A 12,645-nucleotide genomic window follows, 5' to 3' on the forward strand; every position below is an offset into this window, starting at 1 on the left:
CTCAGCCATGATGGGGATCAAGCCGACAGCGCGAGCGGCTGGCTGGATTGAGCAGGCTGCTTCATCATGATCTTCAGGAGCGTCGCAAGCGTGCGAGCCAGATCATGGCGCTTCACCACCATGTCGACCATGCCGTGCTCCAGCAGATATTCGGCGGTCTGGAAGCCTTCCGGCAGCTTCTCGCGCAGCGTCTGCTCGATGACGCGCTTACCGGCAAAGCCGATCTCGGCACCCGGCTCGGCGATATGTACGTCACCAAGCATCGCGTAGGAGGCGGTGACGCCGCCGGTGGTCGGGTTGGTCAGCACAACGATGTAGGGGAAACCGGCTTCCTTCAGCATGTCGATGGCAACGGTGGTGCGCGGCAGCTGCATCAGCGACAGGATGCCTTCCTGCATGCGAGCGCCGCCGGATGCCGGGAAGATCACCAGTGCACAACGCTCGGCAAGCGCCCGCTCGGCCGCCTTGACGATCGCCTCGCCAGCCGCCAGGCCGAGCGAGCCACCGATGAAATTGAACTCGTGCACCACGGCGACCAGCTTGATGCCCTGGACATTACCGAGACCGGCGAGGATCGTGTCCTCCTGTTCCGTCTTCAGGCGGCTGTCCTTGAGACGGTCGCTGTATTTCTTCGAATCGCGGAACTTCAGCGGATCCTGCGCCACCTTGGGCTGCGGCAGGCTCTCGAAGACGCCACCGTCGAACAGGTCGGCGAGCCGCGCCTTCGCCGGCATCTTCATGTGGAAGCCAGAGGCGGGGATCACCCACTTGTTTTCCTCAAGATCCTTGTGGAAGACCATCTCTCCCGTTTCCGGGCACTTGATCCAGAGGTTTTCCGGCACTTCCCGGCGGCCCAGCATGGAATTGATGCGGGGGCGCACATAGTTGGTGATCCAGTTCACTGGCAGAACTCCTGATTGACGCGCGTCAATGTGATGACTTTATTCGGCAGCAACAAGGCGTGCCGAGCGAACGCCGGAGGCGAGACCGCGCACCAGCGTCGCAACTGCAGAGACCGTATGGTCGGTGGCCTTGCCGTCAGCGCTCAGGCTACCTGCCACCTGGGCAACGATGGCCGACCCGACGACAACGCCATCCGCTGCCGCACCGATTGCCTTGGCATGGTCGGCGGTCTTGACGCCGAAGCCGACGCAGACCGGCAGATCCGTATGCGACTTGATGCGCTGGACGGCAGCACCGACCCGCGAGGGATCCGGCAGCGCCGAACCGGTAATGCCGTTCATCGAGACGTAATAGACGAAGCCGGACGTGTTGCGCAGAACCGTCGGCAGGCGCTTCTCGTCGGTCGTCGGCGTGGCCAGGCGAATGAAGTTGACGCCTTTTGCCAGCGCCGGGATGCACAGTTCGTCGTCCATCTCCGGCGGCAGGTCGACGACGATCAGACCGTCGATACCGGCTTCCAGGGCTGCATCGAGAAACCTCTCGACGCCCATGTTGTAGATCGGATTGTAGTAGCCCATCAGCACGATCGGCGTGTCCTGATCGGTCTGACGGAATTCCCGGGCGATATCGAGCGTCCGGATCAGCGTCTGGCCAGCGGCAAGCGCGCGCTGCCCTGCCATCTGGATCGCCGGGCCGTCGGCCATGGGATCGGAGAATGGCATGCCAAGCTCGATCACATCGGCACCGGCTTCCGGCAATGCCTTCATGATGCCGAGCGAGGTCTGGTAGTCCGGATCACCGCCCATCATGTAGGTGATGAGAGCCGGACGGCCCTCTGCCTTCAAGGCGGCGAAACGTGCGTCCATGCGTGCGGTCATGATCAGAGGTCCATTCCGAGAATCTTGCCGACGGTGAAGATGTCCTTGTCGCCACGGCCACAGAGGTTCATCAGGATGATCTGGTCCTTGTCCATCTTCGGCGCCCGCTTCATGACTTCCGCCAGCGCATGGCTGGGCTCGAGCGCCGGGATGATGCCCTCCGTGCGGGTCAGAAGCTGGAAGGCGGCGAGCGCCTCATCGTCCTTGATCGGCACGTATTCGACCCGGCCGCTATCCTTCAGCCAGGAGTGTTCGGGGCCGATGCCCGGATAGTCGAGGCCAGCCGAGATCGAGTGGCCTTCCTTGATCTGCCCGTCGCCGTCCTGCAGAAGGTAGGTGCGATTGCCGTGCAGGACGCCTGGCCGACCAGCCGTCAGCGACGCACAATGTTCCTCGCCTTCGAGGCCCTTGCCGCCGGCTTCGACGCCGACGATCGCCACGCTCTCATCGTCCAGGAAGGGATGGAAAAGCCCAATCGCGTTGGAGCCGCCGCCAACCGCTGCAACCAGCATATCCGGCAGGCGGCCTTCGGCCGCCATCATCTGCTCGCGAGCTTCCTTGCCTATCACCGACTGGAATTCGCGGACCATCTCCGGATACGGGTGCGGACCGGCCGCCGTGCCGATGATGTAATAGGTGTCGTCAACATTCGTGACCCAGTCGCGCAGGGCCTCGTTCATCGCGTCCTTCAGGGTCCCGTGACCGGACGTTACAGGCCTCACCTCCGCACCGAGCAGCTTCATGCGGAAGACGTTCGGCGCCTGACGCTCGACATCGGTCGCGCCCATATAGACGACGCAGGGCAGGCCGAAGCGCGCGGCGACAGTTGCCGAGGCGACGCCGTGCTGGCCGGCGCCGGTTTCCGCAATGATGCGCTTCTTTCCCATGCGCTTGGCGAGCAGGATCTGGCCGATGCAGTTGTTGATCTTATGGCTGCCGGTATGGTTCAGCTCGTCGCGCTTGAAGTAGATCTTGGCGCCGCCAAGCTCCGCAGTCAGCCGCTCGGCAAAATACATCGGGCTCGGCCGGCCGATATAATGCGTGTTCAGATAGGTCAGCTCCGCCTGGAATTCCGGATCTGTCTTCGCCTTGTTCCACTCGGCCTGCAGGTCGAGGATCAGCGGCATCAGCGTCTCGGCGACAAAACGGCCGCCATAGATGCCGAAGCGGCCTTCCTCATCGGGACCGGCCCGGAACGAATTCGGCTTCAGAGGCTGGTTCACGGTGTCACTCCTGTGCTCTGCTGCGGCGCCATTCATCGACTGCGTCGAAGAAGGCGTTCATCTTCGCGCTGTCCTTGACCCCCGGCGTGCTTTCCACGCCTGACGATATATCGATACCTGGCGCCCGTGTCATCGACAGGGCCTGCGCCACGTTGTCCTTGGTGAGGCCACCGGAAAGCATGTATTCGACGCCGTCGTCAAGCGCGGCCATGATCGTCCAATCAAAGGCAACGCCGTTGCCGCCCGGAAGATCCGATCCGATTGGCGCCTTGGCATCGAAGAGCATGCGGTCGGCCAGCCCATCGTAGCTTTCGATCTGCCGAAGATCCTCGGCCGTGCGAATGGAGAAGGCCTTCATCACCGGCAGCCCGAACATCGCCTTGACGTCGAGGACGCGCTGCGCCGTCTCGCGGCCATGCAACTGAAGAATGTCAGGCTTGAGGAACGCGATAATCTCTTCCAGCTGCTCGTTATCGGCATCCACCGTGACGGCGACGATCTTTGCCTGCCCCCGGACCCGATCGGCAAGCGATCCGGCTGTCAGCGGGTCGATGTGACGTGGGCTCTTCTCGAAGAAGATGAATCCGACATGTGTCGCGCCGCGCGCCACTGCCAGGTCGATCGCCTCCGGCGTCGTCAATCCGCAGATTTTGATATCGGGTGTCATGAAAGGCGAACTTGCACGAATCGCGCCTCAAGTCGAGGCAAATTGCGGGGTTTCACTGCGACGGTTTCAGCCAAAGTCGATGGCGTGAAGCTGTGATCCGTGGAGTTTCAGCCACCGCCGAGCCTCTTCCATGCGCGGGCAGAGAGAGAGACACAGCGCCCAGAACCGGGGGCCATGGTTCATCTCCTTCAGATGCGCCACCTCGTGTGCCGCCAGATAGTCGATGACCACGGGCGGCGCCATGACGATCCTCCAGGAGAAGCTCAGATTGCCGTCGGAGGAACAGGAGCCCCAGCGGCTGCGGGTATCCTTCATGCTGATGGAGCGCACAGGCTTGCCGACCGCCGCGGCATGCACTGAAACGCGCGCCTCCAGATCGATCCGCGCCTGCTTTTTCAGGAAGGCTTCCAGCCGTCGCCCGAGATGATCCTCCAGCCCGCTCACCCGGATGACTGGGGTACCGTTCTCCACCGACGCTTCGGTCAGCCCCCGCAGCGAGCCAGTATGGACGATCCGGTGGGCGGCGCCGCGCAAGTCTATCGAGGCTCCGGGCTGAACCCCTTCATCGGACGAAAACTTCGAGAGCTTCATGCGCAGCCACTCGTCGTGGCGGGCGAGGAAAGCATCCACTTCCCGCATCTTCAGGCCGCGCGGGATTGTCAGGCGCAGAGCACGGCCACCCGGCTCGATGCGCAGCGTGATGCGCGTCGCCTGGGCATGCTCGCGAACCGTCAAAGGCAGCAGCCGCTCGCCAACCTGCAATGTCCGCTCGCTTTTCTGCAGCGGTTTTGCCGGGCGCCTGGTGCTTGTGAGACGGGAGAACATCGAGGATATCTAGCCGATTCGGCGGAGCTTAAGCCACGAAAAAGACCGGCACGCGAGGTGCCGGTCCGTTGTCTTCAAAGCTGAACTGCGATCAGACGGCCGGATACTGATTGGCTTCCGGACCCCGGCCGCCACGCTCGCGCATGAAGCGGTCGAATTCTTCCTGATCCTTGGCGCGACGAAGCTCGCGAAGGTACGAGTCGAATTCTTCGCGCATCTCTTCGAGCTTGCGGCGCTGTTCCTCGATCCGGTCGGTTTCGGCTCTGCGCCAGTCGTCGAAGGCCATGTTACCGGTGGCGGTTGGGCCATATCGGCGGGTGGAGCGACGGAAGCCGTTGAAGAAGCCGTCCGCTCTGTCGTTGGCGTTGCGCTTGAAGTCGCGCAGCCGTTCACCGAAGATGATGTAGGCGAGCATGGCAAGACCCAGTGGCCAGAAGACCACGAAGCCGAGGACCATGAGGGCGATGGTCGCCGGAGTCCAATCCGGGCGTATCAATGCAGACTGGTTCATCGGTTGCACTACCTCGTTCTCAACGCGCAGGCCTCATGCCTGCGGCTGAAACTCGATGTGGGATGCGGCCGATCCGCCTTCAAGACAGGCTGTTCTGCAATCCGCGAAAATGCTGATTAAGCTCCTGGAATTCGCAAAGAGGCCAACAGTCAGCCGCTTTTGCCGCCTTTGATGACGCGCGGTGCCACCTTCTTCTTCGGTGCAATCGAATGCTCGGTGGCAAAGGCAAGGATCCGCGGCGCAATCTCGCGGCGGAAGCGCGAGCCATTGAAGACGCCGTAATGGCCGACGTCCGGCTGCACGTAGTGCATCCGCTTGTCATCAGGAATGTTTGTGCAGATCGTCTGGGCAGCCTTCGTCTGGCCGATGCCGGAGATGTCGTCGTTCTCGCCCTCAATGGTCAGCAGCGCGACGTTGCGGATCGCCGTGGTGTCGACCCTTTCGCCACGATGGGTCATCTCGCCCTTCGGCAGCGCGTGCTTGATGAACACCGTATCGACGGTCTGCAGGTAGAATTCCGCCGTCAGATCCATGACTGCCAGATACTCGTCATAGAACTCCCGGTGCTTCTCGGCCGGTTCCCCGTCATTCCTCACCAGGTGCTCGAAGAACTCGTTGTGGGCGACCACGTGCTTGTCGAGGTTCATCGACATGAAGCCGGAAAGCTGCAGGAACCCGGGATAGACCGGGCGCATGAAGCCCGGCTGCGGCCACGGTACCGTCATCACGACGTTGTCCTGGAACCATTCCAGCGGCCGATCCTGCGCCAGCTTGTTGACTGCCGTCGGGTTGATGCGCGTGTCGATTGGCCCGCCCATCAAGGTCATCGATGCCGGTGCACACGGATCGGCGGCTTCCTCCATTAGGGCCACGGCGGCAAGCACCGGAACCGACGGCTGGCAGACCGCCACCACGTGGGTATTGGGGCCAAGGTGGTGCAGCATGTCGATGACGTAATCGATGTAATCGTCGAGATCGAACTGGCCATCCGTCATCGGCACGATGCGAGCGTCCTGCCAATCCGTGATGTAAACATCGGCGCCTTTCATCAGCGCTTCCACGGTGCCGCGGAGCAAGGTGGCATAGTGACCGGACATCGGCGCAACGATGAGAATTTTCGGCCCTACCGTCTGATCAGCTTGAAGAGCGCGCCTGAAGTGGACCAGCTTGCAGAAAGGACGAGACCAGACCACCTCCTCGACAACCTCTACGGTCCGCCCATCGACAACCGTCGTCGGCAGCCCGAACTCCGGCTTGGCGTAACGGCGCGTAGCCCGCTCGAAGACTTCCAGCCCTGCCGAAACCGTCCGCCCGTAGGAGGTCTGCGCCCAAGGATTCATCGGGTTGCTGTAGAAAAGCCGCAACGCCTCGGTCGAGGCGCGCAAGGGTGCCATGGCCGCGTGGTTCAACTCATAAAGCTGGTAAAACATGCGAGTTCCTGCTTTCCAGGGTTCCACCGGTAAGAGGCCGGTGGCGACTGCGCCGGGAGATTAGACCCGTCGCTTGTGCGGCGCAACAAAGTCATTTGCGCGCTAACGTACCAAGGCAAGAACTCGACAGGCGCTTGGTTCCATGACGGTGCTGTCTTTTCGACAGCGGGCGGCGGCAATGATCGCGGAAAATCTAACATAAGGTGTTTCACGTGAATCAGTCCACAGGAAAGATTCACGTGAAACCGAATGCGTCAGATGTCGAGATTTGCGACGTTCAGCGCGTTTTCCTGGATGAACTCGCGTCGGGGCTCAACTTCATCACCCATCAGACGTGCAAACAGCCCGTCCGCATCGGTTGCGTCGTTGACCTTGACCTGCAGCAGCGAGCGCACGTTCGGATCCAGCGTCGTTTCCCAAAGCTGCTCGGCGTTCATTTCGCCCAGCCCCTTGTAGCGCTGCATCGACAGGCCCTTGCGACCAGAGGCGAAGATTGCATCAAGAAGCGCGCGTGGACCGGCAATTTCCGTCGTCCCTTCCTTTCGTGTCAGCCGCGGCGGCGTGCCGTAGATGTCGTTGAGACGGGCCGTCATCTGGTCGATGTGGCGGGCGTCGGCAGAACCGATCAGTGCCACGTCGAGGGCGGCGGCCTCCTTGACGCCGCGCACCATCCGCTCGAAACGCAGGCCGCCTTCCTTGGTCACATGACCGGACCAGCCGCGCTCGGTTTCCTCGGCGATCACATCGAGACGGCGGGCAACTTCAGTCGCCGTTTCCTGCGCCTTCTCCGGGTTGTCCGTCAGTTCCGGATTGAGCGCGCCGGCAATCGCAGCCTGCTCGACGATCGCCCGGCTGTAGCGCGAGTGGAGGCCATCCAGCAGCGAGCGCATCCGCAGAGCATCCTGGATCATTTCGCGAAGATCTGCACCGGCCCGCACTTCGCCGGAGCCGAGCGTCAGGGTCGCATCGTCGAGGCCCTGGCCGATCAGATAGTCCTCCAGTGCCTTCTCGTCCTTCAGATACTGGACCGACTTGCCGCGGGTCACCTTGTAGAGCGGCGGCTGGGCAATATAGAGGTGGCCGCGCTCGATCAACTCAGGCATCTGGCGGAAGAAGAAGGTCAGCAGCAGCGTACGGATGTGGGCGCCGTCGACGTCGGCGTCCGTCATGATGATGATCTTGTGATAGCGCAGCTTGTCGGGGTTGAACTCGTCCTTGCCGATGGACGTACCAAGCGCGGTGATAAGCGTACCGATTTCCTGGCTGCCCAGCATCTTGTCGAAGCGGGCACGCTCGACGTTGAGGATCTTGCCACGCAGCGGCAGGATCGCCTGGTTTTCACGCGAGCGGCCCTGCTTGGCGGAGCCACCGGCGGAATCGCCTTCCACGAGGAACAGTTCGGACTTTGCCGGATCGCGCTCGGAGCAGTCAGCAAGCTTACCGGGAAGCGAGGCGATGTCGAGAGCGCCCTTGCGGCGCGTCAGTTCGCGGGCCTTGCGGGCGGCTTCGCGTGCAACGGCCGCTTCGACGACCTTGCCGACAAGGATCTTGGCTTCGGTCGGGTGCTCTTCGAACCATGTGCTGAGAGCCTCGTTGACGAGGTTTTCGACCACGGGACGAACCTCGGAGGAAACCAGCTTGTCCTTCGTCTGCGACGAGAACTTCGGGTCCGGCACCTTCACAGACAGTACCGCCGTCAGACCTTCGCGGCAGTCCTCGCCCTGCAGCGTCACCTTTTCCTTCTTGGTGATGCCGGAGGTGTCTGCATAGGAGGTGATCTGGCGCGTCAACGCGCCACGGAAGCCGGCCATATGCGTGCCGCCATCGCGCTGTGGAATGTTGTTGGTGAAGCACAGCACATTCTCGTGGTAGCTGTCGTTCCACCACATCGCCACTTCGACGGTGATCCCATCCTTCTCGCCGCGGATGGCGACCGGCGTGTTGACCAACGGCTTCTTGGAACGGTCCAGGTAGCGGACGAAGGCTTCGAGGCCTCCGTCATACAGCATTTCTTCCTGGCGAATGTCGGACTTGCGCTTGTCAGTCAGCAGAATGCGCACACCGGAGTTCAGGAATGCAAGCTCGCGCAGGCGATGCTCCAGCGTCCCGTAGTCAAAATCCACCTTGGTGAACGTATCAGTGCTCGGCAGGAAGGTGACTTCCGTTCCCGACCGGCCTTCATAATCGCCGATCACCTTCAAAGGTCCGTCCGGCACGCCGTGGGTAAAGCTCATCTCGTGAACCTTGCCGCTTCGACGGATCTTCAGGCTGAGCTTGACGGAGAGCGCGTTGACAACGGAGACGCCGACGCCATGCAGACCGCCGGACACCTTGTAGGAGTTCTGGTCGAACTTCCCGCCGGCGTGCAGCTGGGTCATGATGACTTCTGCCGCAGACACGCCCTCGCCCGTGTGGATATCGGTCGGGATGCCGCGGCCGTTATCGGTCACCGTCACAGATCCGTCGGCATTCAGGGTCACGGTCACGATGTCGGCGTGGCCGGCCAAAGCTTCGTCGATCGCATTGTCCACGACTTCGTAGACCATGTGATGAAGGCCGGAGCCATCGTCGGTATCGCCGATGTACATGCCGGGGCGCTTGCGAACCGCATCAAGTCCCTTGAGGACCTTGATGGAATCGGCTCCGTATTCGGCACTCGCGCTATCGCTGACGGGTGTATCGCTCATCAATCAACTTTCTAGTTTCTTGCTGCGGACGGTGAGCGGCGAATCACCGTCGTCCTTTGGCAGGACTATAGGGAGTTACAACCCCGTTTTTAAAGGATCTCAGCCTGAAAAACAGGGGACGACGTCGGCTCTAGCCCCGATTTGGGGCTTTTTCCAGCAGCTTCACCAGTTCATCTACCACGTCGGGCTGCAAGTTGCGAATCTGCCGAGCCAGCAAATTGGCAAGCGTTGTGTATTCCGGTGAAAGGCCGCTCGTGTCGACGACGACGCGCGGGTTGGATCCGGCCGCCAAACTGAACAACTCATCCGCCTCGTCCCAGATGACGTTGAAATATCCCGCGACCCGCTGCAGGAAATCGAAGCTCGGCCGGCCCCGCCGACCATGCTCCAGAGCCGACAGGTAGGCCGAGGAAACGCCTATCGCTGCTGCCATCTCCTGCTGCGTAACGCCCTTTTCCTTGCGAAGGGCCCGCAGCGCCTCGCCGAACGGTGTCACGGGGCGTCTCCCCGGCGACTGAGGCGCACATAAAGGGCACCCTCCCCACCATGCTGGCGTGCCGCGGGCTCGTACGAAGAGATCAGGAAGCGGAATTCCGGTTTTGAGAACCACAGTGGAACCGAGCGCTTCAAGGCACCCTCACTGCCGAGAGAACTTCCCTTGCCGGTGATGACGAGCACATGCCGCAGACCCCGGTCGTGCGCACGCAGCAGGAAGTCGAGCAGCACACCATGCGCTTCGCTCTGGATCAGCCCATGGAGGTCGATCCGCGCCTCCAGCGGCAGACGACCGCGCGCCAGCTTACGCTTCACCGGCCGCTCCAGCGCGTGGTGCTGGCCCTTCGGCTGCTGCTTGGATACTCCTGCCCTGTCTTCGACGGAAACCTTGCCGACCGTCTGAGCCGAGGGTGCGCCAGTCACTGGCATGTTGGCGGCAATATCCTCTTCATCAAACTTGAGCAGGTCCTCCAGCCGACCGGGCATCGGCTTGGTGGTCTTCGCCACCTTGCCCCAGAGGATGCGTTCATCCGAATTGAGTTTCCGCCCGCTTTTCATCACCGGAACCTCTGCGCAGCCGCTATCGGAATCAGGATGTAGAAGTCTGCGTCATTGCGCACGGTGCCTGCAAGGTCGCCCGCCTCGTCTCCGCTGCCGGTGAAGATATCGCCGCGCGCAGGACCGACGATCGCGGTCCCGGTGTCGAGCGCCAGCATCAGTCTCGAAAATGGCTGCCCGTCTGAAAGATGGCTGAGCGTCTGCGAATGGATGAAAAACGGGAAGCCGAAGGTATGGATCGACCTGTCCACCGCGAGCGACCGCCCCGCCAACAGCGGCACCTTGGCCGCCGCGATCGGACCGCGGTCGAGATCCGTGACTTCAGCCTCCCGGAAGAAGATATAGGATCGATTGTGCCACAGCACTTCATCGACCTTAGCCGGATTCTCTGCCAGCCAGCGACGGATCGACTGCATGGAGATCTGCTCGCGCTCGATCTCTCCCCGGTCGATCAGAAGCTTGCCGATCGGCGAGAACGGGTGTCCCGCCTTCGCCGCATAGGTGATCCTGCCCAACCTGCCATCGGGGTAATGGAGCCGTGCCGCGCCTTGCACATGCGCGAAAAAGACGTCGACTTTGGACTTCGCCCAGGCGATCTCCAAGCCGCGTCCCTCAAGACATCCCTGATCGATCGCCTGCCGATCCGGATAGGCTTCGATCGCCCCATCGTCCAGCCGCCCAAAGGCGTAGGACGCATCCAGATCCGGCGGCCGGCTGCTTTCATCCAGGTCGACGAGGTCGGGCGGGCGACGGTAGAACGGGTAACGGTAGCCGGATTCCAGCTTATCCGAGACCTCGACTTCCGGCTCATAGAAAGCGGTGACGAAGCCCGCGCCCTGGTCTCCCAGTTCAATGCGGAACGGGATGCAACGCTGCTCGAAGAACAGCCGCGCCGCTGCAGGATCGGCTGACTGGGTCGACGCGGCATCAGCCAGCAACGGCCGCAGATCGTCCGCAGTCAGACCCAGAGTCCCAGCCCTGTAGGCCTTTCCCTGATCGAGATACTCCAGACACTCGCGCATCACGGAAAAGAGGGGGCGGGGATCGTCCGATCCCCACCCCCTCAAATCCGAGTAGTCCACTTCCCGAAGCTGAAATCCGCCGGACACGGTCATTGCTCGGATTCGGTCGCCACGAGCTTCCAGTTCGGATCGCGCGAGCGAATGTCACGGGCAAAGGTCCAGATGTCGATGACTTCGGACACCGCTTCGGCATCGCCATCGATCAACGTACCGCTCTTGTCATAGGTGGCGGAGATCAACTGGCTGACGATGCGAACGGTGATCTGCTCATCATTGTCCTTCACCCCGGCATGGGTGAGGTCTGCCTTGTCGATGCCGACGAAGCTCGACTTGACGGTTTCGCCCCGCGCTTCGCGGTCGGTGATCGCCGCGTTGAAGCCATCGTAGACTTCCTTCGACAGAAGATCCTTGAGCGCCTTGCGGTCGCCGTCAGCGAAGGCCATGACGATCATCTCGTAGGCCATCTTGGCACCGGCAAGAAATTCCTTCGGTTGGAAGGAGGGATCGGCCTTCACCAGTTCGCGCAGGCCGCCATTCAGTTCGGTGCCGGGCTTGGCCACCGCATCGATATCCGAAAACCGCTGCTCGTCGTCTACCTGGTCCCGACGCGGCAGGGTCACGACCTTCCCATCATCGACGCCAGGACCACGGGACGCATCGCGAGCACCGAACGGATCGACGGGAGGTTTCTCATTTCCTGTTCGCCGGCCGAGAACGCTGCGCAGTTGCAGGAATATCAGGACGGCAGCCACGAGGAAAAACAGAGTTATGAAGTCGTTCGCGCCCATTTTCACCCGTGGTATCGTTGGAATTGAAAGGTTCCATCTCATATAGTCTGATCCGGCCATCATTCAAATAGCGGAAGGATGGTTCGCTTTTCAACGAAACACCCTTATCGAAAGACACCATGCGCCTCCTCCTCGTCCCGCTAGTTCTGTTCGGTCTGCCTCTGGCGGAAATTGCCGGCTTCGTGATCGTCGGGCGGTGGCTGGGGCTATGGTCGACGCTGGCGCTGGTCATCCTGTCGAGCGTAATCGGCATCCTTCTCCTGCGCAGCCAAGGCCTGAGCGTTCTGCGGCAGATCAACACGGAAGGCCGACAGGGCCGCGTCCCTGGGAAAGCAATCGTCAGCGGCGCGATGATCGTCGTTGCGTCAATCCTGCTGATCCTGCCCGGCTTTCTGACAGACATCATCGGCCTGCTGCTGTTCATCCCCGGCGTGCGCCGGCTGATCTGGCAGCAGATCGGCCAGCGCGTGATCGTCCGAACAAGCCGCACAACTGCTGGCTATCCTGGCTCTTCGCCCAACCCGAACCCTTCGACGAGCGCGAACCAGCCTCCCGCTGCCAACCCGCAGACCATCGATCTCGACAGCACAGACTACCAACGGAAAACCGGCCCCTCGTCTCCCTGGTCCGACCGGCCGGCGGATGATCAATGATGCAC

Annotated in this window: 14 protein-coding genes; 1 reads left to right on the top strand and 13 read right to left on the bottom strand. The window is 61.7% G+C overall.

All coding sequences use genetic code 11. The annotated features are described in order from the left end of the window. Window positions 1-17 precede the first annotated feature (17 nt). The 13 genes from accD to ACR65N_RS19985 form a co-directional block, all read right to left on the bottom strand. A complete protein-coding gene (gene accD / locus ACR65N_RS19925; protein ID WP_430307801.1) occupies window positions 18-902 on the bottom strand; it encodes an acetyl-CoA carboxylase, carboxyltransferase subunit beta in 885 nt (294 codons plus the stop codon). Window positions 903-941: 39 nt separating this feature from the next. Continuing rightward, window positions 942-1,781 (bottom strand): tryptophan synthase subunit alpha, encoded by an 840-nt coding sequence (gene trpA, locus ACR65N_RS19930; RefSeq protein WP_440458423.1) that lies wholly within the window; start codon window positions 1,779-1,781, stop codon window positions 942-944. Window positions 1,782-1,783: 2 nt separating this feature from the next. Next, entirely contained in the window at window positions 1,784-3,004 is a 1,221-nt protein-coding gene (gene trpB / locus ACR65N_RS19935; protein WP_440458424.1) for a tryptophan synthase subunit beta, read from the bottom strand. 4 nt (window positions 3,005-3,008) lie between these two features. Further along, window positions 3,009-3,671: a phosphoribosylanthranilate isomerase gene (locus ACR65N_RS19940; RefSeq protein ID WP_440458425.1), complete on the bottom strand. Its 663-nt coding sequence runs from the start codon at window positions 3,669-3,671 to the stop codon at window positions 3,009-3,011. 66 nt (window positions 3,672-3,737) lie between these two features. Continuing rightward, entirely contained in the window at window positions 3,738-4,496 is a 759-nt protein-coding gene (locus ACR65N_RS19945; protein ID WP_440458426.1) for a M48 family metallopeptidase, read from the bottom strand. A gap of 91 nt (window positions 4,497-4,587) precedes the next feature. Then, window positions 4,588-5,007, bottom strand: a complete 420-nt coding sequence (locus ACR65N_RS19950) for a DUF2852 domain-containing protein (protein WP_440458427.1) — start codon at window positions 5,005-5,007, stop codon at window positions 4,588-4,590. Window positions 5,008-5,156: 149 nt separating this feature from the next. After that, on the bottom strand, window positions 5,157-6,437 hold the full coding sequence (locus tag ACR65N_RS19955; RefSeq protein ID WP_440458428.1) for a polyhydroxyalkanoate depolymerase: 1,281 nt from the start codon (window positions 6,435-6,437) through the stop codon (window positions 5,157-5,159). Between the two features lie 254 nt (window positions 6,438-6,691). Then, window positions 6,692-9,124 (bottom strand): DNA topoisomerase (ATP-hydrolyzing) subunit B, encoded by a 2,433-nt coding sequence (gene gyrB, locus ACR65N_RS19960; RefSeq protein ID WP_430307808.1) that lies wholly within the window; start codon window positions 9,122-9,124, stop codon window positions 6,692-6,694. Window positions 9,125-9,254: 130 nt separating this feature from the next. Next, entirely contained in the window at window positions 9,255-9,620 is a 366-nt protein-coding gene (locus ACR65N_RS19965) for a helix-turn-helix domain-containing protein (protein WP_430307809.1), read from the bottom strand. Next, on the bottom strand, window positions 9,617-10,177 hold the full coding sequence (locus ACR65N_RS19970; protein ID WP_440458429.1) for a Smr/MutS family protein: 561 nt from the start codon (window positions 10,175-10,177) through the stop codon (window positions 9,617-9,619). Before ACR65N_RS19970 ends, ACR65N_RS19965 begins: the two co-directional genes overlap by 4 nt. After that, on the bottom strand, window positions 10,177-11,292 hold the full coding sequence (gene mltA / locus ACR65N_RS19975; RefSeq protein WP_440458430.1) for a murein transglycosylase A: 1,116 nt from the start codon (window positions 11,290-11,292) through the stop codon (window positions 10,177-10,179). Before mltA ends, ACR65N_RS19970 begins: the two co-directional genes overlap by 1 nt. Further along, window positions 11,289-11,987 (bottom strand): Tim44/TimA family putative adaptor protein, encoded by a 699-nt coding sequence (locus tag ACR65N_RS19980; RefSeq protein ID WP_430307945.1) that lies wholly within the window; start codon window positions 11,985-11,987, stop codon window positions 11,289-11,291. Before ACR65N_RS19980 ends, mltA begins: the two co-directional genes overlap by 4 nt. Then, on the bottom strand, window positions 11,890-12,108 hold the full coding sequence (locus ACR65N_RS19985) for a hypothetical protein (protein ID WP_440458575.1): 219 nt from the start codon (window positions 12,106-12,108) through the stop codon (window positions 11,890-11,892). Before ACR65N_RS19985 ends, ACR65N_RS19980 begins: the two co-directional genes overlap by 98 nt. Here ACR65N_RS19985 and ACR65N_RS19990 point away from each other — a divergent pair. Continuing rightward, a complete protein-coding gene (locus ACR65N_RS19990) occupies window positions 12,107-12,640 on the top strand; it encodes an FxsA family protein (protein ID WP_440458431.1) in 534 nt (177 codons plus the stop codon). The genes ACR65N_RS19985 and ACR65N_RS19990 overlap by 2 nt on opposite strands. The last annotated feature ends 5 nt before the right edge of the window (window positions 12,641-12,645 follow it).

Source organism: Rhizobium sp. SAFR-030 (assembly GCF_059415005.1).

Excerpts from the sequence above, each read along its gene's own strand:
- trpA (WP_440458423.1), bottom strand. The coding sequence starts at position 1,781 with ATGACCGCACGCATGGACGCACGTTTCGCCGCCTTGAAGGCAGAGGGC.
- ACR65N_RS19940 (WP_440458425.1), bottom strand. The coding sequence starts at position 3,671 with ATGACACCCGATATCAAAATCTGCGGATTGACGACGCCGGAGGCGATC.
- ACR65N_RS19945 (WP_440458426.1), bottom strand. The coding sequence starts at position 4,496 with ATGTTCTCCCGTCTCACAAGCACCAGGCGCCCGGCAAAACCGCTGCAG.
- ACR65N_RS19950 (WP_440458427.1), bottom strand. The coding sequence starts at position 5,007 with ATGAACCAGTCTGCATTGATACGCCCGGATTGGACTCCGGCGACCATC.
- ACR65N_RS19955 (WP_440458428.1), bottom strand. The coding sequence starts at position 6,437 with ATGTTTTACCAGCTTTATGAGTTGAACCACGCGGCCATGGCACCCTTG.
- gyrB (WP_430307808.1), bottom strand. The coding sequence starts at position 9,124 with ATGAGCGATACACCCGTCAGCGATAGCGCGAGTGCCGAATACGGAGCC.
- ACR65N_RS19970 (WP_440458429.1), bottom strand. The coding sequence starts at position 10,177 with ATGAAAAGCGGGCGGAAACTCAATTCGGATGAACGCATCCTCTGGGGC.
- mltA (WP_440458430.1), bottom strand. The coding sequence starts at position 11,292 with ATGACCGTGTCCGGCGGATTTCAGCTTCGGGAAGTGGACTACTCGGAT.
- ACR65N_RS19980 (WP_430307945.1), bottom strand. The coding sequence starts at position 11,987 with ATGGGCGCGAACGACTTCATAACTCTGTTTTTCCTCGTGGCTGCCGTC.
- ACR65N_RS19990 (WP_440458431.1), top strand. The coding sequence starts at position 12,107 with ATGCGCCTCCTCCTCGTCCCGCTAGTTCTGTTCGGTCTGCCTCTGGCG.
- ACR65N_RS19985 (WP_440458575.1), bottom strand. The coding sequence starts at position 12,108 with ATGGTGTCTTTCGATAAGGGTGTTTCGTTGAAAAGCGAACCATCCTTC.